The organism is Tabrizicola sp. (assembly GCF_022842145.1).
Classification (GTDB): Bacteria; Pseudomonadota; Alphaproteobacteria; order Rhodobacterales; family Rhodobacteraceae; genus Tabrizicola.
Genome location: NZ_JALHQD010000004.1, coordinates 325,404 through 346,584 on the forward strand (window position 1 = coordinate 325,404; position 21,181 = coordinate 346,584).

Genomic DNA, 21,181 nt, shown 5'->3' on the forward strand with positions numbered 1-21,181 from the left:
ACCCTACCTGTGCCCAGAAAATGTCGCAACCGCTAGTGACAATGTGGAAGCGTTGGGATACATGCCCGCCCAACAGGAGCGCGTCCATGACAGAAGCCCACCTGTCGGAGCGATCCGGCGCCAAGGAGAGTGTTTCGATGAAGGCCGAGGTTTTCCTCCCAGACGATTACCGTCCCGCCGAGGACGAGCCGTTCATGAACGACCGCCAGCTGGAGTACTTCCGCCGCAAGCTGCTGGTGTGGAAGCAGGAACTGCTGGACCAGTCCGCCGAGACGATCGACTCCCTCCAGGACAGCGCGCGCAATGTCCCCGACATCGCCGACCGCGCCTCCGAGGAAACCGACCGTGCACTTGAACTGCGCACCCGTGACCGTCAGCGCAAGCTGGTCGCCAAGATCGACGCGGCCCTGCGCCGGATCGAGAACGGCGAATTCGGCTACTGCGAAGTGACCGGGGAACCGATCAGCCTCAAGCGCCTGGATGCGCGGCCCATCGCGACGATGACCCTGGAAGCGCAGGAAAAGCACGAGCGCCGCGAGAAAGTTCACCGCGACGAGTAAGCTTGCCGGCCGGACCGCTCGGTCCCGTCAAGGTATCTGGCGGCTGATGGTCTGCCCATGCGGCTGCGAAGTCTGACATGTGTTACTGCGCCGCTCCGCTTTCCGGCGTTCTGGACTGGATGCTCCAGCCGTTGTGGGTGATACTCCGCCTGGTGTCGCGTCCGGCATAAGGGCCGGTGCGGCGGACTGCGCAGGACCTGCCATGACCCTCACGACAGACAGACGCCTGACCGGGGGCTGCTATTGCGGCGCAGTGGGATACACGGTCGCCGATCGGTTCGACTACGCGCTGATCTGTCACTGCGGCAATTGCCGCCGCACCACCGGGTCGGCCTTCAAGCCGTTTGCCGGAATTTCCCACGACCGTCTGACCATAACCCGCGGAGCCGACCACCTGTTGGTCAATGGCGACGACCAGACCAACAACACGCATTGCGCCACCTGCGGCTCGCTGCTCTATTCCGTCGTGCGCGACGGCGGATGGGTCCATGTCGCAATGGGGACCCTGATCGACGTACCGACGATCCGCCCCTCGGCGCATGTCTTTGTCGGCAGCAAGGCCCCCTGGCACGAGATTACCGACGACCTGCCGCAATACCAGGAGTTCCCGGAATGAGCCTGATCGGCCAACCTGTCACGATCATCGGCGCAGGTGTCGCGGGCCTTGCCGCCGCCCGCGCTCTGGCGTTGCGCGGGGCGCAAGTGACCATCCTCGAACAGGCGGACGCGATCCGCGAGGTTGGTGCTGGCCTCCAGATATCCCCGAATGGCGCCTGCGTCCTGCGCGCCCTTGGCTTGCAGCCCCATCTGGACGCGGCATCCACGCGGGCCGAGGCGGTCCAGTTGATCGACGGCCCCACCGGCGAGGCCGTCACGCGTCTGGACCTCGCCCGCCTCCGTCCCGATCAGGGTTATCATTTCCTGCACCGCGCCGACCTGATTGCACTTCTCCTGAAGGGTGCGACCGAAGCTGGCGTTACCCTGCGCCTCCTGTCCCGCGTGGCCTCGGTGGATGTCTCCGGCGTGCACCCCGTCGTGACGCTGGAGGCGGGGGAGCGGATCGAAACTCCACTCCTCATCGGTGCCGACGGCCTGCACTCGAGGACCCGCGCCGCGTTGAACGGGCCCGAGCAACCCTTCTTCACCCACCAGGTTGCCTGGCGCGCCGTGATCCCCTGTGAACCGGGTGCCGCCCCCGTCGCCGAGGTCCATATGGGCCCCGGCCGCCACCTTGTGAGCTACCCCCTGCGCGGTGGCACCCTGCGCAACATCGTGGCCGTCGAAGAGCGCGCGAAATGGGCCGAGGAAAGCTGGAGTCTCCGCGACGACAGCATGGACCTGCGGCTTGCGTTCGAAGGCTTCGCGCCCCGCGTCCGCGCCTGGCTGGACCGGGTGGAGGACCCCTGGCTCTGGGGCCTTTTCCGCCACGCCGTCGCGCCGACCTGGGTGAAACCGATGGGGCAGGGCGGTGTTGCCCTGCTTGGCGACGCGGCCCACCCGACGCTGCCCTTCCTCGCGCAGGGCGCGTCGATGGGTCTGGAAGACGCCTGGGTCCTTGCCCATGCGCTAGCGACGCACGACACTCCAACTGCCGCCCTGGCGGCCTATCAGGCACTGCGCAAACCCCGCACCACCCGCATCGTCGCCGCAGCCACCGCCAATGCCCGTGCCTATCACCTGTCGGGCCTGCCGCGGATGCTTGGCCACACCGGTCTGCGGCTTCTGGGACGCTTCTCGCCGGGCACGATGCTCAGCCGCTTCGACTGGCTCTACGGCCACGACGTGACGCAAATTTCTTAAGCAAGGAACTTGTCAAAATCCTCGCTCAAGGATTTTGGTGACCCGCCTAGGCGGCGATCTGGACCCAGACCGGCACGTGGTCGCTCGGCTTCTCGCCACCCCGCACCGCCTTGTCGATCCCCGCCGCCTCCAGCCTGTCCGCCGCCTGCGGGCTGCACATCACATGGTCGATCCGGATCCCGTTGTTCCGCTCCCAGGCGCCGGCCTGATAATCCCAGAACGTGTAGACCCCCGGCGCCGGGTCCCGCACCCGCACCGCATCAGTCAGCCCTAGGTTCGCCAGCCGCTGGAACGCCCCCCGGCTTTCCGGCAGATAGAGCGCATCGTTGACCCAGACCTCCGGCTTCGCCGCATCCACCGGCTGCGGGATCACGTTGTAGTCCCCCAGACAGATGAACGGCTCCTCCGCGGCCAGCAATTCACGCACCCGAATCTCCATCCGCGCCATCCAGGCCAGTTTGTAATCGTACTTCGGCCCCGGAGCCGGGTTCCCGTTCGGCAGGTAAAGCCCGCAGACCCGCACCGGCCGCCCCGCATCCACCACCGCCTCGATCCACCGCGCCTGCTCGTCGCTGTCGTCGCCCGGCAAGCCGCGCCGCACATCGGACAAAGGCAGCTTCGACAGGATCGCCACGCCGTTGAAGCCCTTCTGCCCGTGCGTCTCGACCCGGTAGCCCATCGCCTCGATCTCGGCGCGGGGGAAGCCCTCGTCCACCGACTTGATCTCCTGCAGGCAGGCCACGTCCGGGGCCGACTGCTCCAGCCACCCCTTCAGCGCCTCGATCCGCGCCTTGATCCCGTTGATGTTGAACGTCGCCAGCTTCATGCCCAGGTCCTCCGTCCGCCAACCCTAGGCCGCGCGAACCGAAGCCTCAAGCCGTCTGCCGCAATGGCAGCGCCGCCGCCGCCAGCCACAGCGCGTCCAGCCGGTCCAGCGCCGCCACGTCGAACCGACCCGGCTCTTCCCAATAGCGGCCGGACGGCACGTAGTATCCCAGCTCCGCCTCGTCCGCCAAGGCCGCCTCAACCCGTGACGCGTCGCCCATGCATGGCACCGCTCCGTCAACCTCAGGCTGGGTCACCCGCGGGAAGACCAGCCGCGACGGCCCGGTCGACAGGTTCACCATGGCGCAGCCCTGCCGCGCGGCCAGCAGCATCAGGCGCGCCGCCTTGGCCTCCAGACAGCGCAGCGTCACGTCCGGCCGCAGCGGGTCCGGGGTCCCCGCGCCATAGAAATGTGTCGGACCCGACTGTGGATAATGCATGTCGCAGCCGTAGACCGCGATCACGCTGGGCTTCAGCGCATTCAGCGCCCAATAAGCGGCCGTGAACGCCATTGTTGCGCCAGCGTAGACAAATCCACCGTAGGTATTTTGTGCCGGGACAAAGTCGACCTCTGTCACCACGCGCTGACCCTGGCCAGCCACCGCCTGCCGGTCCTCGGGAAAGTCGTAGGGATGAATCGCCACGTCCCAATCCGGCCGAATACGCCAGGCGTTGTTGATGGCCAGCACCACATCAAACGGCTGTCGCGGCCACGACGCGGCCTGCGCCGCCATTGGCGCCGACCCCAGCATCAGTACACGCATGGATTGTCCCTCAATCGTCCGCTGCGGCAAAGCTAGCGCAATGCGGCAGCGCGGCGAGAGGGTTACATCGAAAAACTGGTGCCGCAGCCACAACTTGACTTGGCGTTCGGATTTTCCACGACGAAGCGTGCCCCGATCAGCTCGTCGTTGAAATCGATCACCGCGTTGGACAGGAAGGGCAGGCTCACCTGATCCACCAGCACACGCTGGCCATCCTTTTCCAACACCAGATCGTCGGGCGCGGGCGCGTCCAGCGTGATCGAGTACGAAAAGCCCGAGCAGCCGCCGCCATCGACGGCAACCCGCAGCGGCTTCACCTCGCCCGTGGTCTCGGCAATTTCAGCCAGTCGGGCAAAGGCCCGGTCGGTGACTTTCGGCGGCAGCGTCAGTTCCATGGCTGTTCCCGTATCCTTCGGCTCGCCCTCCGAATATATGAAGCCTGACCGACCGCCACAAGGACAAGACCCGCATGCTCGCGCCCTATGCCTGCCAACCCGATGCCAGCCGCGGCAGGCTTTGGCCCGAAAGGCTGTCGTCGTTCCGCTCGCCCTTCCAGCGCGACCGGGACCGGATCATCCATTCTTCCGCCTTCCGCCGCCTGAAGCACAAGACCCAGGTCTTCGTCGAACACGAGGGCGACTACTACCGCACCCGCCTGACCCACACGATCGAGGTGGCGCAGGTCGCCCGAACCATCGCCGGGGTCCTTGGCCTGAACACCGACCTGGCCGAGGCCGTGGCGCTGGCCCATGACCTTGGCCACACGCCCTTTGGTCACACGGGTGAGGACGCGATGGAGCGGCTGATGGCGCCCTTTGGCGGCTTTGACCACAACGCCCAGGCGCTGCGGATCGTGACCCGGCTGGAACGGCATTACGCCGACTTCGACGGGTTGAACCTCACCTGGGAAACCCTTGAAGGCATTGCGAAACACAACGGGCCGGTCACTGGCCCCAATGCCGATGCCAAGCATGAGGGACCCTTGCCCTACGCCTTGGCCGAAGTGAACGCACAGTGGGACCTTGATCTGCACACCCACGCGTCAGCCGAGGCTCAGGTCGCGGCCATCGCGGATGACGTTGCCTATTCGCACCACGATCTGCACGATGGCCTGCGCTCGGGGCTTTTCACCGAGGACGACCTGATGGAGCTTCCCGTGACCGGCCCCGCCTTCGAGGAGGTGGACCGCAGTTACCCCGGTCTGGAAAAGATGCGCCGTCGGCATGAGGCTTTGCGGCGGGTCTTCGGCCGCATGGTCGAGGATGTGATCGCCGTCGCCCAGAACCGACTGACGTCCGCCCAGCCAAAGTCCGTCGACGACATCCGCCAGATGGGCACCACGGTGATCCGATTCTCGAAACCGCTTTACCAGGAACTGAAGGCCGTCCGCAGCTTCCTCTTCCACCGGATGTACCGCGCGCCCAGCGTCATGGCGGTCCGGGCCGAGGTCACGCGGATGGTGGACGACTTGTTCCCGCTGTTCATGAAAGAGCCAAGCCTCCTGCCGCCGGAATGGCAGGGCGACGTGCGGGCTGCGACCGACGAGACCGCGCTTGCCCGCGTGGTTGCGGACTACGTGGCGGGCATGACCGACCGCTTCGCGATCCAGGAACACGCGCGGCTCTTTGGCACGACGCCCCCGACCGGGACCTGATCGGGGGCCTTCAAGCGCGGGAAGGCCTCAAACGGTCCGCGCGGCCCTGACCCAGATGCCTGCCAGGACCACCGACAGGATCGCGTTCCACCCGGCCATCGAGACGCCCAACATCTGCCAGGCGATCTCGTCGCAACGCACGACGGCGGCGACATCCTTGGACGGATCGAGAAGGTCCGCGGCCGAGATCCCCTCGATCGAACCCGCCGTGCAGGACGCCAGCCCCTCCCACCACAGTTGCTCCACGCCGACGTGGAAGAGGCCGATCCCCGCCGTCGCCAGCGCGGCAAGTGCACCCAGCCAGGCAAGCCCGCGCCATCCGGTCAAGAGGGCGACAAGTCCGATTGCGATCGCCGCCGCATGCGGCCAGCGCTGCCACAGGCACAGCTGGCAGGGCGCAAGACCGCCGATGTACTGGAAGGCGAACGCCCCGCCCAGAAGGGCAACCGAGCCCAGAGTTGCGATCAGGATCAGGCTGCGGCTCGACAGGGGCATGCTCGATTTTCCGGACAATGTTTACGCGGCGCGACCATAGGCCCGGTGTTGAGCAAGGGGAAGAGGAACCGAACGCGCGGGGCAGGGGTTCTCATTCCGGCTTCCGATGCGGCCCTGGGGCGGATAGAATTTCCGGCAACCGGGGAGGGCACGGGTTAAGGATTCGTGAATGCCCACGGCCAAGGCATTGGTTTTGAACGGGAAGGTCGGGATGCCCACCGTGGTGCCCGTCCACAGGAAAGGGTGACGACATGCAGTGGCGCGGGCGCAGGGGAAGCAGCAACATCGAAGACCGGCGCCGGATGGGCGGCGGCGGGGCCGCGCGGGTCGGCGGGATCGGCGGCGCGGGGGCCATCGTGGTCTTCCTGATCGCCATGTTCCTCGGGGTCGACCCCAGCCAGCTTCTTGGCCCCGGCGGAACCGGCGAGATCTCCTCCTCCGCCCCGGTCGAGCTGACCGAGGAGGACCGTGCCGAGGGCGAGTTCGTCTCGGTAGTCCTCGCCGATACCGAGGAAATCTGGACCCGCGTCTTCCAGGATCAACTCGGCCAGCAGTATCGCCCCGCCACGCTGGTCCTCTTCAAGGAAGGCACCCGCTCCGCCTGCGGTGGCGCCTCCGAAGCGACGGGCCCGTTCTACTGCCCGGTGGATCGCAAGGTCTATCTCGACACCGCCTTCTTCACGACGATGCACCGCCAGCTCGGCGCCGAGGGCGACTTTGCCGCCGCCTATGTCGTCGCCCACGAGATCGGCCACCACATCCAGAACGAGCTTGGCATTCTGGAGGAATCGACCCGAATCCGGCAGCAGGTCAGCCAGGAGGAATCGAACGCCATCTCGGTCCGGGTCGAGTTGCAGGCCGACTGCCTCTCGGGCATCTGGGCCCGCGAAGCGGCGCAAAGCCTGGGCACCATCGAGCGCGGCGATCTGGAAGAAGCGGTCAATGCCGCCCGCCAGATCGGCGACGACACCCTGCAGAAGAACGCCGGCCAGCGCCCGATGCCGCACACCTTCACCCACGGCACCTCGGAGCAGCGGTCGCGCTGGTTCATGGTCGGCCTGGAGTCCGGTCGCCTCGCCGACTGCGACACCTTTGGGACAGACGATCTGTGATGCGTTGACGACCGGAGGCCAAGGCATTAGAGCAGCATCCGGTGGCCCGAGTGGTGGAATGGTAGACGCAGGGGATTCAAAATCCTCCGCCGCAAGGCTTGCGAGTTCGAGTCTCGCCTCGGGCACCACCCCCCTGATTCGACGTTGTTCACTTCCCGCGTGAACCATCCTTCGCGGATCGGAGCCAGTCGCTGGTGCAAAGGTGGTTTGCCCCAGTCCTGGGAAACACTGCACCGGATGTCTCACGGGGCAGTAAGCCGACTGGAGCGCTCCTCACCCATCCGTGACCACTCGCGTTCCGGGTGTCTGAAGCGCAGGTTGAGTGGACGGATAGGGCACACGTCCAAATTGAAAGATCAGTGATGGGGTAGGGTTAGCGAAGCCTGCCCGCACCTGATTTTTCGGTTTCGACGGAGCCAACCGTGGCCCCTTGGCCGGTCTGGGCTTAAGCGCACACGTTTCGGCTGAATTCTGCCTGTGTTGTCCTTGTTTTCCAAAGAACTTTTCCCTTCCCATGCTGGGTCTGGCAGGACTATCCAGAAGGGATAGCCCTATCCTTTCGGCATCGGGAAAATCGATGGGCCGAGGACAATGACGCCATTACGGATATGAAGAAAATGACTTTGCCCAGCCCGGATTCCCCCAAGCCCCAACGCTGCACGCCCTGCTTTACGCCCGGCACCATGATCACGACGCAGCGCGGTGAAATTCCAGTGGAATTCATTGCGGCCGGCGACCGGGTGGTGACCCGTGACAATGGGATTCAGCCGGTGCGCTGGGTTGGGAAGACCCAGATGTTCCTGCATGACTTCCAGGCCGACCCGCATCTGTTGCCGGTGTTCATCCAGCAAGGTTCGCTGGGCAAGGGGCTGCCGGAACGCGACATGATGGTCTCGCCGAACCACCGGATCCTTGTCGCGAACAACCGGACCTCCGTGCGCTTTGCCGAACGCGAAGTCCTGGTTGCCGCAAAGCACCTGGCCGCGCAAGGCGTGCACACGGTGCAGTCCAGCGGGACGACCTACATCCACTTCATGTGCGAACGGCACGAAGTGGTGCTCAGCAACGGCGTCTGGACCGAAACCTTCCATCCCGAAGACAATTCGCTGAAGGGAATCGGCAACGCGCAGCGGCTGGAGATCTTCGAGATCTTCCCAGAGTTGAAGACCGAGGCAGGTCGCGCGGCCTATGGGCAAAGCCGCTTCTTCGCGAACGGTCCGCACCGCGCGGAAGCTGTGGTTTAAGGCAACACTTGGCCCACCCAACCTGACTGTTCGTGCAATAACATTGCAGATCAAACAGTCAAAAGGTTAACGTTCCAGCGCATCAGGTAGAGACGCCACCAGAATGGCGCAAAGTTTCCGTGTTCGGTCACCGATCGAACAAGATGACTTGCTACCCGATCGACGGAGAACGGGGACAGACTGCAATGGCGACGATCGAGGGCTCGGGTTCGGGCGACGTCCACACTGGCAACGACGCCGAGAACGATTCCATCTGGGGTGCCGGCGGCGCGGATGTACTCTATGGTGGGGCGTCCACCGGTGCGGGCAACGACTTTCTGGACGGCGGTACTGGCAGCGACACCATTTACGGTGGCGATGGCAGCGACACGCTGGTCGGCGGATCGGGCAACGTCAGTGATGTACTTTACGGTGGCGCGGGGATCGATACGGCCGACTACAGCCGCAATCTGACCGATCTTGACCCATCCCCCGTCTTTGCGACCAACACGACGGCGGTCAATGTGAACCTTGCCAGCGGCGTGGCCACGGGGTTGGGCACGGACCAACTGTTCGGGATCGAAAACGTTATCACCGGCAGCGGCGCCGATGTCGTGACGGGGAATGCACAGGCGAACCTGATTTCGCTGGGCGGCGGTGCGGATACGTCAGACGGCGCCGCTGGCGACGATACGATCTATGGCGAGGCTGGGACGGATTCCCTCTTGGGTGCCGCAGGCAACGACCGGCTTTTCGGCGGCGCTGACGCGGACCGGCTTTTCGGCGGGATCGACAACGACGTTCTGGATGGTGGCGCCGGCATCGACTTTCTGTACGGCGGGTCGGGTCGCGACACGCTGGTCGGCGGTGAAAGCGGCGACACGCTTTTCGGCGGGCAGGGCTTCGACTTTGCCGACTACAGCGGGTCGAACAGTGCGGTTCAGGTCAATCTGGGCGATGCAGCCGCCGAAACCGGTGGCCATGCGGCAGGCGACACCCTGACAGGCATCGAAGGTCTCATCGGCTCGGCCTTCAACGATTCCCTCGTTGGCACCTCCGACGCGAACATCATTGATGGCGGTGATGGCGCGGACACGATTGTCGGCGGTTTTGGCAGCGATTCCATTGTCGGCGGCAGTGGAAACGACGTCATCGACGCAGGACCGGACACTCCGCCCACCGTGACACCCGCCCCGGCCGAGAACCTGCGGCTGGATTGGGACGCCCAGACGGGAGGCACCGGAACAAGTTTTGAGGCCGGCTTCACCCAATCGGTGGCTGGCGCAGGCGGCACGGCCCGGATGAACGTTTCGGTGACCTACACCGAAGACAACGCGAATTCTCAGTTCGCGGAAGATGACCTTCCGGGCGGCGGTGCAGCCGGTCCGATCTTTGCCGGTTCGACGGATTTTCCGGATGGACGCAGTTTTGACACCGGCTCGGCCGGTGTGCTGTACCGGGACGGCGGCCCAGGCGTCTCGGAAGTCACCCTCGATTTCTCGGCTCCCAGCGGATCGGGGGTGACCGATCAGGTCAGCAACGTCTATTTTCGTATCTCGGACATCGACACATCGGACTCGGCCGCCGGTTTCCGCGACACGGTCACAGTCAACGCCTACGACGCGTTCGGCAACCTCCTGCCGGTGACGATCACCGTCGGCTCCTCACAGCTGGTTCAGACCGGAAACACCGTGACGGCAGTTCCGCAACCCGGCGATCCAAACGGGTTCAACACCTCGCCAGGCGCGGCTGACGGCTCGGTCCTCTATTTCATTCCGGGGCCTGTCGCATCGATCGTCATTCAGTACGGCGACGCCGGCACGACCGGGTCAGCCCAGGCCATCAACGTCTCCGATGTCCATTTCACGACCATCCCGGAGACCGCCGCCACGGCGGACGACGACACGGTTTCTGGCGGCCTTGGCGACGACTTCCTGCAGGCCGGGCTTGGCGAGGATCTGCTTTACGGCGATGAGGGCCGCGACACCCTGTCGGGTGAGGCGGGCAATGACACGCTTTATGGCGGGATCGAGAACGACCTCATCTATGGCGGCACCGAGGATGACCAGGTCTTCGGCGGGGCGGATCAGGACACGCTATACGGCGATGGCGGGAACGACACCCTACTGGGCGGCGATGCCGCGGACCAGATCTTCGGCGGGCTGGGCAACGACAGCGTCGAGGCTGGCGACGGTGCTGACCTTGTCGACGGCGGAGACGGCAACGACCGGCTCATTTTCGGCTCGGGCAACGACACGGTCTATGGTGGTGCCGGCGATGACACGATTGACGATGTGCCGTCTGCAGCCTTGGCCGGGCAGAACCTGATCTATGGCGGCGACGGCGGCGATACCATCTGGTCCGGAAACGATTCCGATACGGTCTATGGCGGCGCTGGGTCGGACCGGCTGGACGGAGAGGTCGGCAACGACATCCTTTTCGGCGGCCTCGGGGCTGACCTGATCTACGGCGGCGACGACAGCGACCTGATCGCGGCAAGCTTTGTCGATGTCACCGGGTTGGAGAACGTGTTCGGCGGTGGCGGCGGCGTGGACAACGATACGCTGCGGGTCGACATAACCGGCTTCGGTTGGGCGCAGATGGACCTGACCTATGATCCACTGAACGCCGAGAACGGGACAATTACCTTCTTCGCCTTGGACGGAACCACGGTCCTTGGGACGCTGAACTTCACCGACATCGAGAACCTGGTGATCGTGTGCTTTACCGCCGGCACCCGGATCATGACCGGGGCAGGGCTGGTGGCCGTCGAGGACCTCGCGCCGGGCGACTTGGTGACGACCCGCGACAACGGGTTGCAACCCCTGCGCTGGGTTGGCCGGATTGTGCTGAGCATGGCGGACCTGCTAGCGCGTCCCGCACTGCAGCCGGTCCGCATCGGTGCCGGCGCGCTTGGCAGCGCAGGGCCGGATCGCAGCATGATGCTTTCGCCGCAGCACCGCGTGCTGGTCGAGGGTGCCAGAGCCGAGATGTATTTCGGCGAAAGCGAAGTGCTGGTCCCGGCCAAGCACCTGATCGGCCTGGCCAAAATCTCGCGCACGGTGCCGTCCGGGGGCGTGACCTATGTCCATATCCTTTTCGACCGCCACGAGATCGTGCTGTCGGACGGGATCTGGACCGAAAGCTTCCAGCCCGCCGAGCGGACCCTTGGCGCGCTGGAGGACGCGGCCCGTGCGGAAGTGCTGGCGCTTTTCCCCGAACTGAACGCGGACGCCACCCTTTTCCCCGCCGCCCGCCTGACGCTGAAAGCGCATGAGGCGCGGGTGCTTGTTTCAGTCTGACCCAGTCGGGCGGCCAAGATAGGTTGCCCAGTCCTCGGGCGTATCGAGGTCGAGGATGGCCATGTTCCCGGGAAGGGGAACCTGCCTGACCCGGTCGGCATGGCGCTTCAGGACCGAGCGCCCGCCTTCATCCCCCGAAATTGCCGATAATGCGGGCCAGAGGTCACGCGGAAAGATGGCGGGATGGCCGGGAGTGCCATCCGTGGTCCCGCCGCGCCACGCCAGATCGGGCTCCGCCCGAAACCGAGAGATGAGGTCGGCCAGCGCCTTGGCGGAAAAGCCGGGCATGTCGGCGGGCAGGATCATCATCCCGTCGTTGGGTCCGGGGTCGGTGATCGCGGCCAGTCCGCCGACAATCGACCGCGACATGCCCAGTCCTGCATCCGGGACTTCGACGACCTGCAGCGCAAGGTCCGCAACCGCAGCGCGGCGTGCTTCGGACGCGGGCGGCAGGGTAACCAGAACCGGCGCACCCGTCGCAAGGGCGGTCTCGGCAACCATCCGCAGGATCGGCTTGCCCTTGATCCGCTGCACAAGCTTGTCGCGTCCCCGCATCCGCGAGGAGGCGCCTGCAGCAAGGACAAGAATGTGCACGGTGGGTCGCATGAAGGAATGCTCCATCCGACCCCGCCAGCTTGTCAAGCGCCGCGTGACGCTACGTCAAGCACGCATCCGCCCGCCGTCATCCCAGATCGGGGCGAGGTGGACACGGGCCTTGCGGCGTTCGCCCAGGATCTCGACCTCCAGCTCCAGCCCGTCCTGCACCCGGTCGGCGGGGATGAAGCCCTGCGCGACGGACTTGCCGGTCCAGTGGCTGTAGCCGCCGGATGTGCACCAGCCGACCACGCCGCCGTCCAGCCAGATCGGCTCCCATGCCACGACATCGGCGTCGCTGGCGTCGACCACGATGGGCACCAGTTTCCGCGACGGACCTTCGGCCTTTTCCTTCGTGGCGGCGGCCTTGCCGATCCAGTCGGCGGGCTTGTTCCACGAGATGAAGCGATCCAGCCCGGTTTCCGCAGGCGTGTAGTCGGGGCTGAATTCCCGACCCCAGGAGCCGAACCATTTGTCCAGGCGCAGCGACATCATCGCCCGCATCCCGAAGGGGCGAATGCCGAAGTCCTGTCCGGCGGCCCACAGCGTGTCCCACAGCTGGCGCACCGACATGTGGTCGGTGAAGATTTCATAGCCCAGATCAGCGGTGTAGCTGACGCGCTGGACGATGCAGTTGGCCATGCCCACCGTCATCCGCTTCACGTCCATGAACTTGAACGCCTCGGCGCTGACGTCGCTGCGGGTGACGCGGGCCAGAAGCTCGCGCGCCTTCGGACCGGCGATGGTGAAGCCCGACCGCGCGTCCGAGATGTTGTCGACGCGCACGCCGTCCATCGCGTTCTGCTCGAACCAGCGGGCATGCCAGCCCTGCGCGCCGTAGCTGGCGGTCAGCTGGAACTCGGTCTCGGACAGGCAGGATACGGTGAAATCGCCGATGATCTTGCCGGAATGGGCCAGCATCGGGGTCAGCGACAACCGGCCTGGCTTCGGAATGCGGCCCGCCATGATCTTGTCCAGCCAGGCGCGGGCATTGGGACCAGTGACGGAGTATTTGCCGAAGTTCTGCAATTCGTTGATGCCGACATGTTCGCGGACCGCCATCACCTCTTGCCGCGTCGCCTCCCAGGCGTTGGAGCGTTTGAAGGTCGGCGTCTCATAGCGCGGCTCGCCGGGCAGGGCGTAGTAGTTCGGGACTTCCAGACCATACTGCTGCCCCCAGACCGCGCCCAGCTTGTCGTTGATGTCGTACATCGGCGTGGTGCGGAACGGGCGGGCGGCGGGGCGTTCCTCGTTCGGGTAGCCGACCGAGAAGCGCATCTGGTAGTTTTCGATGACCTTCGGGACGGTGTAGCCCGGTGTTGTCCAGGTGCCGAAACGGCTGACGTCGAATCCGCGGGGGTCACGCTCGACCTCGCCCTCGATCATCCATTGCGCCAGCGCGAGGCCCATGCCGCCACCCTGAGAGAAGCCCGCCATCACGGCGCAGGCCGACCAGTAGTTGCGCAGGCCCTGGACCGGGCCGATCAGCGGGTTGCCATCCGGCGCAAAGGTGAAGGGTCCGTGGATCACGCGCTTGACGCCGGTGCGCTCCAGCACCGGGAAGCGGCGGTAGGCGAAGTTGACCGAGTCCTCGATCTTGTCGAACTGTTCGTTCAGCAGCTCATGGCCGAAGGTCCAGGGCGTGCCGTCGACGGACCAGGGTTCGCAAGGCTTTTCATAAAAGCCGATGCAGAGACCCCGGCCTTCCTGGCGCAGGTAGCTTTCACCGCCCGGGTCCATGACATGCGGGAATTCGCGGCCCGATTTCAGGATCTCCATGATCTCGGGGATGTCGTCTGTGACGAGGTATTGGTGCGCCATCGGCAACAGTGGCAGGTAAACCCCGGCCATTGCCCCGATTTCCCGCGCCCACAGGCCACCGGCGTTCACCAGATGCTCGCAGGTGACGGTGCCCTTTTCGGTGACAACTTCCCAACCGTCCTTGGTCGGGTTCGTCTCCAGCACGCGGTTATGAAGCACGATCTCGGCCCCGCCCATCCGCGCGGCTTTGGCGTAGGCGTGGGTGGTGCCCGAGGGGTCGAGGTGGCCGTCCAAGGGATCGTAAAGCGCACCGACGATGCCTTCCAGGTTCACCATGCCGTCGGTGAACTTGTTGATCTCCTCCGGCCCCAGGATCTCGGTGTCCAGACCCATGTAGCGGTGCTTGGCGCGTTCGGCCTTCAGCTGGTCGAACCGCTCCTTGTTGTCGGCCAAAGTGATGCCGCCGACATGGTGCAACCCGCAGGACATGCCGGTGATCGCCTCCAGCTCCTTGTAAAGCCGGATCGTGTAGCCCTGCAGCGCGGCCATGTTGGTGTCGCCGTTCAGCGTGTGAAAGCCGCCCGCCGCGTGCCAGGTCGACCCGCTGGTCAACTCCGACCGTTCGATCAGCATGACGTCGGACCAGCCGAGTTTGGTCAGGTGATACAGCACCGAGCAGCCGACAACGCCGCCACCGATCACCACAACGCGCGCATGGGTCTTCATTGCAAGTCTCTCCGCCATATCCGGTTTTGCCGCACCATGACGGGGCAGGGGCCGGTTGGCATGAGGATTTGCGACAAAGAATGTCGCGGCCAGACACAGATGCCGGGCCGCGAGGGGCTTACTTCTCGGGGATTAAGCCGCGTGGGGCGAAACGCATGACCAGCAGAAGGACGACACCCAGCGTCAGCAGACGCATGTGGGCGGCGGTGTCCTGCAGGTGGTCCTTCAGGTCGCCGGCAGGCAGGCCCGCCGTGATTGCGCCCATGACCTGCGGTCCCAGGAACTCCACGGCCAGGTAGAGCCAGCCGATCAGCAACCCCCCCAGGATCGAGCCCCAGTTGTTGCCGGACCCACCGACGATCACCATCACCCAGATCAGGAAGGTGAAGCGCAGGGGCAGGTAGGACGGCGGCGTCAACTGGCCTTCCATCGAGGTCAGCATCGCCCCCGCCAGTCCCACCACGGCCGAGCCGATGATGAAGATCTGCAGGTGGCGGAACTTCACGTCCTTGCCCATCGCGGCCGCAGACACTTCGTTGTCGCGGATGGCGCGGACGGTGCGTCCCCAGGGGCTGTTCAGCGCCCGCTCGCAGCCCCAGACCAACAGGACCAGGACCAGTCCGAACATGGTGGCGTAGAGAAGCTTGACGAAGATGGTCGACGCGGTGACCGGGTCAAGCCCGGCATTTGCGACTGGTTCAAGGAACGCCGGGTTGAGCTGAAGGTCGACCTCGTAGGGCACGGGCCAGGGACGGGGCAGGTCGATCAGGTTCTTCACGCCACGCGCCAGCCAGTCCTCGTTGCGCAGGACGGTGACGATGATCTCGGCGATGCCAAGGGTCGCGATGGCCAGGTAATCCTCGCGCAGGCCAAGGGCGATCTTCCCGATGACCCAGGCGGCAGCAGCGGCCATCAGCGCGCCGACGGGCCAGGCGAGCAGCGAGTTCAGACCCAGCCCGCCGATGTTGCCGTCCTGGGCGGGGTTGTTCGATTCGACAGCAACGACACCAGGGTCAAGGATCATGCGGTAGATGAAGAAGGCCACGACCAGATACAGCGCCAAGGCCAGGGCGCGGTTGGTGCCCGGCTTGAGACGCCGGTACAGCCAGGTCGCAAAAGCGATGGCAAAGGCAGCGAAAAGCAGCCCTTCGACGATCTGCGGACCGCCGGCTGCCCAGCCCTCGGGCACCGGCTTGGCCGAGACGAGGACGACAGCGAGGCCACCGAGCGCGACCGAGCCGACGATCCCGGTCGAGAACAGACCCGCATAGCCCCACTGGATGTTCACACCGATCGCCATGATGCAGGACAGAAGGGCGAGGTTCAGGATGTTCAGTGACAGGTTCCAGCTCTGGAACACCCCGGTCAGGATGAACAGCAGTGCCACACCGGCGAAGAGGTAGAGGTTGCGGTGCATATCACTTGCCTCCGAAGATGCCCTGCGGGCGGAACAGCAGGACCAGGATCAGGATCGAGAAGCTGACGGCGACCTTGTAGTCGGTCGACAGCGCCTGGTAGAGCCCATCGCCAAGCCACTCGGGCGGGACCAGGTAGCCCAGGATCTTCTTCCAGGCGCTGGTCACGATCAGTTCCGAGAAGGCGACGATGAAGCTGCCGACGACAGCGCCCACGGGCGAGCCGAGGCCCCCCACGACGGCGGCGGCAAACATCGGCATCAAGAGGCTGAAGTAGACGATCCCGCGATAGGACTTGTCCAAGCCGTAAAGCGTGCCCGCGATGCAGGCCAGCGCACCTGCAATGATCCAGGTGACCATCACCACGCGTTCAGGGTTGATGCCGGAAAGGAGCGCCAGGTCCTCGTTGTCGGAATAGGCGCGCATCGATTTGCCGGTCCGGGTCTTCTGCAGGAACCAGAACAGAAGGACGCAACAGATCACCGCCGCGACGACCGAAAGTGCCGCCGTCGTCTTGATTGCCAAGGGTTCGGCCAACCCGGTCCAGGCTTTGAAGTCCTGCGGGTTCAGCATCATCCGCTCGCCATCGGTGAAGTTCTGCTCGGAGGTGCCGATAATCAGGCGCACGAGGCCGTTCATGACGAACATGACGCCGGTCGAGACGATCACCACGATGATCGGCTTGGCGCGTTGCTTGCGGTAGAAGCGGTAGACCACCCGGTCTGTCCCCAGCACCATCGCGATGGTGACCAGGATGCCAAGGGGCAGGGCAAGAAGCGCCGTCGGCAACGGGCCTGCCGTGATGCCCATCGACTGGAACCACCAGGTGAAGAGGATCACGAAGGCCGTTCCGAAGGCCATCGTGTCGCCATGCGCGAAGTTGGAAAAGCGCAGGACGCTGAAGATCAGCGTGATGCCAAGCGCCCCCAGCGCCAGCTGGCTGCCATAGGCAAGGCCGGGCACGACGATGAAGTTCAGAAAGGCGACAAGGGCGTTGAGAATGTCCATCAGTTCGCAGCCTTCTTGCATGTCGCCGTCAGTCGGTGATCGACCATCGTGCCGAAAACCTCCTGCGTTCTCAGTCCTACGAACGCCCCGCCGGGTTCCAGCGTAACGGCAAAGGTCCCGTCATCTGTGACGGTTGCAAAGGTCCGCTTGGCTTCGTCGGCTTGAGAGAGTGCCAGTTTCAGCCGGAAGCCGGGCGTGACCAGCCGGGCGGTCTTGCCGTCTGCAGACACGTCCAGCGGGAACTTGAACCCTGCCAGAGCCTCGCAGGTATCGAAGTCGCTGCGGCATTCCTCGATGGCGGCGCAGCCCCAGGTCTCTTGTGCGAAACCGGGGGAAACCAACGTCACAGCCAGAACCAACCCGGGAGCCAGGTGCGGAAGGGGGTGCATGTGCATGTTCAACCCCCCAGAAACGACTTGCGGACATCCGGGTCGGCAAGCAGCGCCTGCCCGGTGTCGGTATACCGGTTGCGACCCTGGACCAGCACATAGCCCTTGTCGGCGATGTCCAGCGCCTGGCGTGCGTTCTGCTCGACCATCAGGATCGAAATCCCGGTGCGGGCGATCTCGATGATGCGGTCGAACAGTTCGTCCATGACGATGGGGCTGACGCCCGCGGTTGGTTCGTCCAGCATGAGGACCTTCGGCTGGGTCATCAGCGCACGGCCCACGGCGACCTGCTGGCGCTGGCCGCCCGAAAGCTCTCCCGCCTTCTGGTAGCGCTTCTGCTTCAGGATCGGGAACAGGTCGTAGATCTGCTGCATGGTGTCGCGGATCGTGTCGTCCGTCCGGATGAAGGCGCCCATCTCCAGGTTTTCCTCGACGGTCATTCCGGTGAAGATGTTGTGGGTCTGCGGCACGAAGCCCATGCCCTTTCGGACGCGCGCCTGCGGGGAAAGCGAGGTGATATCCTCGCCCATCAGCTTGACGCTGCCCTGTCGCAGTTTCAGCATCCCGAAAACCGCCTTCATCGCGGTCGACTTGCCGGCGCCGTTCGGGCCGACGATCACCGCGATCTCGCCCGGCTCCACGGCCAGGGTGCAGTCATGCAGGATGTCGACCGCGCCGTAGCCGCCGGTCATGTTCTCGCCGATCAGGAAAGGAGCGCTCATTGGGAAAGGTCCAGGTGCAGGGCCGGAGGAGTGCAAGGCGACGGCGATGCGGTCATTTGGCCAGCTTCGTGTTGGACAGCAGCGCGGCCTGATAGTCCGCCTGCTGCGCCGTGTATTCTGCCCCGACGGCAAAGGTCATGATCTGCATGACCCGCTTCGGCTGAAGGAAGACCGAGTTAGCGAAGACCACGTCCATTCCCTTGATCCTGGCCTTGTAGACCACGGTGTCTCCGGTCAGGACACCCAGACTGGCCGGGCCGACGCTGATCAGTTCGGGGGTTGTGGCGCTGACCAGTCCGATGTTGTCCAACACGACATGCCGCATGTCCTGGGCCGTCAGCCCATTGTCGCTGTCCAGATCCTCGATCAGATATTGCGCATAGTGCAGCGCATCGATCCGGTAGGCCGCGTCGATCTCGGGGCTGGCAGGGGTCGTGCTGGTCCAGCCAAGGGCACTGCCGCAGAACTGCACCGCCAGAGTGATCGGCGTGCAGTCGACCGCGGCGGCATCGCCAAGGCCAACCGATAACGCAGCGGATTCGTCCAGGGTCGAAACCGTCGAAACGGGTGCGACGGCCTTCTCGACCTCTGAATAGGCAAGAGCGATCCCCGGAGTGGCCAGACCGGCCGCCAGAAGAAGGGCGGAAAGCCTCATGCCGCACCTTCCTTCAGCTTGTTCTTCAGGCCGCGGCCCAGATAGGCCTCGATCACGCGTTCGTCGTTCTTGACCTGGTCGACGGTGCCCTCGGCTAGGACCTTGCCCTCGGCCATGCAGATCACCGGGTCGCAAAGGCGACCGATGAAGTCCATGTCATGCTCGATCACGCAGAAGGTGTAGCCGCGTTCCTTGTTCAGCCGCACGATGGCGTCGCCGATGGTGTTCAGCAGCGTCCGGTTCACGCCCGCGCCGACCTCGTCCAGGAAGACGATCTTGGCGTCGACCATCATCGTGCGGCCCAGTTCGACCAGCTTCTTCTGCCCGCCCGAGATCATCCCGGCCTTCTGGTCGGCGATGTGGCTGATGGTCAGGAACTCGAGCACCTCGTCGGCCTTCTGGCGGATGCGTTCCTCTTCCTCGGCGACGGCCCCGCGCGAGAACAGCGCATTCCACAGCTTTTCTCCGGTCTGGCGCGGCGGAACCATCATCAGGTTCTCGCGTACGGTCATCGAGCTGAACTCGTGGGCGATCTGGAAGGTGCGCAGAAGGCCCTTGTCGAACAGCTTGTGCGGCGGCAGGCCGGTGATTTCCTCGCCGTCCATGTAGACGTGACCGGAGGTCGCCTCATAGCGCCCGGCGATGACGTTGAATAACGTGGTCTTGCCAGCGCCGTTGGGCCCGATCAGCCCGGTGATCGAACCGGTCTTGATCTCCAGCGATGCGCCGTCAACGGCGTGAAAGCCGCCGAAATGCTTGTGCAGCTTCTCGACCCGGATCATGTGCTTCCCCTGTCGTAGCCCATCCTTGTCCCGTCTTCGGGGGGTGGAGGGCTTCTTTTTTAGGCGACGGCCCGGGCGTGCTGCCCGGGCCGTGCCATGTCAACCGATCCGGTTAGGGATCAACGGAACTGGACGGTCTCGTAGACGCCGCCCTTGACTTCGAACTGCTTGTAGCGACCAGCGGATTCACCCGGTCCGATCAGCGTCACACCCGAAGCGCCATCATAGTCGATGGCAGTCCCGGCCGCGATCAGCTCCAGCGCCTTGCCCAGTTCGCCCGGAAGGACCTTGGTGCCCGAACCGTCAGCAGGTCCGTTGGCGATTTCCAGGATCTTTTCCTTGTAGACGGCCGGATCGGTCGAACCGGAAGCCTCCATGGCAAGCATCAGCAGTGCTGCGGCGTCATAGCTTTCGGGGGTGTAGGGCGAGGTCGCGTCGAAAGCGGGCTCGTTGGTCTTGCCCATTTCCTGCAGGACCGCAGCGCCGGGGCTGTCGGACTGTGCAACCTGGCCGTAGGAGCCGTCCAGTGCCGGGCCGATGGCTACGGGGAGCGAGTCACCCACCATGCCGCCGGGCAGACCGAAGGTCGAGAAGGCGCCGGTGTCGAGCGAGGCCTGGATGATGCCCTTGCCGCCCTGGTCGAGGTAGCCTGCCACGACCAGAAGGTCGCCGCCTGCCGCCGCGAGTGCCGCGACTTCGGCCGAGTAGTCGGCCTTGCCGTCGTCATGCGCCGCGTTGATCGTCACGGTGCCGCCCTTGGCGATGAAAGCCGCCGCGATCGATTCCGCCAGACCCTTGCCGTAGTCCGAGTTGGAGTAGGTCAGGGCGATCGACTTGATGCCCTTTTCGGTCAGGATGTCCGCCATGACTTCGCCTTCGCGCGCGTCCGACGGGGCGGTGCGGAAGAACAGGCCATTGTCCGGGTCGGCAGTCAGCGCCGGCGAGGTGGCCGAGGGCGAGACCATCACGATGCCGTTCGGCATGGCGACGTTCGTCAGCACTGCGCGGGTCACGCCCGAGCAGTCGCCGCCGATGATGCCCTTGACGCCTTCGGCGGTGACCATGCGCTCAGCCGCGGCAGTGGCAGCCGCCGCGTCGGTGCAGGTCGAGTCACCACGCACCGAGGCGTAGGTGTTCTTGGCCTTGCCCGAAGCATTCACTTCGGCCATCGCGGTTTCGGCCGCGTTCGCCATGTGCGAGGTCAGCGATTCGATAGGGCCGGTGAAACCGATCAGAATGCCGATCTTGACGTCCTCGGCAGCGGCAGCACCAGCCATCAGTGCGCAGGCCGAAGCGGCCAGCAGAAGTTTCTTCATTGATTGTATCTCCCTGATTGGATCGAAATCCTGCGCAGACGGTAGTGCGGGCCGTGTAAAAAGAAAAGGCCCATTTTG

At 64.8% G+C, this 21,181-nt stretch carries 20 protein-coding genes and 1 tRNA gene; 8 read left to right on the forward strand and 13 right to left on the reverse strand.

Annotated elements, in window-relative coordinates:
• Positions 1-137 precede the first annotated feature (137 nt).
• From dksA to Q0C42_RS12680, 3 genes are all read left to right on the forward strand, one after another.
• Complete coding sequence (gene dksA / locus Q0C42_RS12670; RefSeq protein WP_295076336.1) at positions 138-560, forward strand: RNA polymerase-binding protein DksA; 423 nt, start codon at positions 138-140, stop codon at positions 558-560.
• Between the two features lie 202 nt (positions 561-762).
• Positions 763-1,176: a GFA family protein gene (locus Q0C42_RS12675; RefSeq protein ID WP_295076189.1), complete on the forward strand. Its 414-nt coding sequence runs from the start codon at positions 763-765 to the stop codon at positions 1,174-1,176.
• A complete protein-coding gene (locus Q0C42_RS12680; protein WP_295076192.1) occupies positions 1,173-2,360 on the forward strand; it encodes an FAD-dependent oxidoreductase in 1,188 nt (395 codons plus the stop codon). The genes Q0C42_RS12675 and Q0C42_RS12680 overlap by 4 nt, the downstream gene beginning before the upstream one ends.
• Positions 2,361-2,406: 46 nt before the next feature.
• Here the strand turns inward: Q0C42_RS12680 and xth are convergent, their stop codons facing one another.
• The 3 genes from xth to Q0C42_RS12695 form a co-directional block, all read right to left on the reverse strand.
• Positions 2,407-3,186 carry an exodeoxyribonuclease III gene (xth, locus tag Q0C42_RS12685; protein ID WP_295076195.1) on the reverse strand — a complete coding sequence of 260 codons (780 nt, stop codon included), beginning with the start codon at positions 3,184-3,186 and terminating at the stop codon, positions 2,407-2,409.
• Positions 3,187-3,232: 46 nt separating this feature from the next.
• A complete protein-coding gene (locus Q0C42_RS12690) occupies positions 3,233-3,949 on the reverse strand; it encodes a hypothetical protein (RefSeq protein ID WP_295076198.1) in 717 nt (238 codons plus the stop codon).
• A 62-nt stretch (positions 3,950-4,011) separates the two neighbouring features.
• Positions 4,012-4,338, reverse strand: coding sequence for an iron-sulfur cluster assembly accessory protein (locus Q0C42_RS12695; RefSeq protein ID WP_295076339.1), 327 nt, complete (start codon positions 4,336-4,338; stop codon positions 4,012-4,014).
• Between the two features lie 80 nt (positions 4,339-4,418).
• On the opposite strand from Q0C42_RS12695, the gene Q0C42_RS12700 reads away from it, so the two are divergent.
• Positions 4,419-5,603, forward strand: a complete 1,185-nt coding sequence (locus Q0C42_RS12700; RefSeq protein ID WP_295076200.1) for a deoxyguanosinetriphosphate triphosphohydrolase — start codon at positions 4,419-4,421, stop codon at positions 5,601-5,603.
• 27 nt (positions 5,604-5,630) lie between these two features.
• Here the strand turns inward: Q0C42_RS12700 and Q0C42_RS12705 are convergent, their stop codons facing one another.
• Positions 5,631-6,092: a disulfide bond formation protein B gene (locus Q0C42_RS12705; RefSeq protein WP_295076342.1), complete on the reverse strand. Its 462-nt coding sequence runs from the start codon at positions 6,090-6,092 to the stop codon at positions 5,631-5,633.
• Between the two features lie 257 nt (positions 6,093-6,349).
• Between Q0C42_RS12705 and Q0C42_RS12710 the strand changes: the two genes are divergently transcribed.
• From Q0C42_RS12710 to Q0C42_RS12725, 4 genes are all read left to right on the forward strand, one after another.
• A complete protein-coding gene (locus Q0C42_RS12710) occupies positions 6,350-7,210 on the forward strand; it encodes a neutral zinc metallopeptidase (protein ID WP_295076203.1) in 861 nt (286 codons plus the stop codon).
• A gap of 44 nt (positions 7,211-7,254) precedes the next feature.
• Positions 7,255-7,338 (forward strand) — tRNA-Leu (locus Q0C42_RS12715).
• Positions 7,339-7,827: 489 nt separating this feature from the next.
• A complete protein-coding gene (locus tag Q0C42_RS12720; protein WP_367115734.1) occupies positions 7,828-8,454 on the forward strand; it encodes a Hint domain-containing protein in 627 nt (208 codons plus the stop codon).
• A gap of 185 nt (positions 8,455-8,639) precedes the next feature.
• Positions 8,640-11,735: a Hint domain-containing protein gene (locus tag Q0C42_RS12725; protein WP_295076206.1), complete on the forward strand. Its 3,096-nt coding sequence runs from the start codon at positions 8,640-8,642 to the stop codon at positions 11,733-11,735.
• Here the strand turns inward: Q0C42_RS12725 and Q0C42_RS12730 are convergent.
• The 9 genes from Q0C42_RS12730 to Q0C42_RS12770 all read right to left on the reverse strand — a co-directional run bounded on the left by Q0C42_RS12730 (position 11,727) and on the right by Q0C42_RS12770 (position 21,103).
• Positions 11,727-12,341, reverse strand: a complete 615-nt coding sequence (locus tag Q0C42_RS12730) for a nucleotidyltransferase family protein (protein ID WP_295076209.1) — start codon at positions 12,339-12,341, stop codon at positions 11,727-11,729. The genes Q0C42_RS12725 and Q0C42_RS12730 overlap by 9 nt on opposite strands.
• A gap of 54 nt (positions 12,342-12,395) precedes the next feature.
• Entirely contained in the window at positions 12,396-14,816 is a 2,421-nt protein-coding gene (locus Q0C42_RS12735; protein ID WP_295076212.1) for an FAD-dependent oxidoreductase, read from the reverse strand.
• Positions 14,817-14,934: 118 nt separating this feature from the next.
• Positions 14,935-16,233 carry a branched-chain amino acid ABC transporter permease gene (locus tag Q0C42_RS12740; RefSeq protein WP_295076215.1) on the reverse strand — a complete coding sequence of 433 codons (1,299 nt, stop codon included), beginning with the start codon at positions 16,231-16,233 and terminating at the stop codon, positions 14,935-14,937.
• A gap of 1 nt (position 16,234) precedes the next feature.
• Positions 16,235-17,239: a branched-chain amino acid ABC transporter permease gene (locus tag Q0C42_RS12745; protein ID WP_295076345.1), complete on the reverse strand. Its 1,005-nt coding sequence runs from the start codon at positions 17,237-17,239 to the stop codon at positions 16,235-16,237.
• Positions 17,239-17,628, reverse strand: a complete 390-nt coding sequence (locus Q0C42_RS12750) for a hypothetical protein (RefSeq protein WP_295076218.1) — start codon at positions 17,626-17,628, stop codon at positions 17,239-17,241. The genes Q0C42_RS12745 and Q0C42_RS12750 overlap by 1 nt, the downstream gene beginning before the upstream one ends.
• Positions 17,629-17,636: 8 nt before the next feature.
• Positions 17,637-18,350 (reverse strand): ABC transporter ATP-binding protein, encoded by a 714-nt coding sequence (locus Q0C42_RS12755; RefSeq protein WP_295076221.1) that lies wholly within the window; start codon positions 18,348-18,350, stop codon positions 17,637-17,639.
• 52 nt (positions 18,351-18,402) lie between these two features.
• Complete coding sequence (locus Q0C42_RS12760) at positions 18,403-19,005, reverse strand: hypothetical protein (RefSeq protein ID WP_295076224.1); 603 nt, start codon at positions 19,003-19,005, stop codon at positions 18,403-18,405.
• Entirely contained in the window at positions 19,002-19,787 is a 786-nt protein-coding gene (locus Q0C42_RS12765; protein WP_295076227.1) for an ABC transporter ATP-binding protein, read from the reverse strand. Before Q0C42_RS12765 ends, Q0C42_RS12760 begins: the two co-directional genes overlap by 4 nt.
• A gap of 119 nt (positions 19,788-19,906) precedes the next feature.
• Positions 19,907-21,103, reverse strand: a complete 1,197-nt coding sequence (locus tag Q0C42_RS12770) for an ABC transporter substrate-binding protein (protein WP_295076230.1) — start codon at positions 21,101-21,103, stop codon at positions 19,907-19,909.
• Between the last annotated feature and the right edge of the window lie 78 nt (positions 21,104-21,181).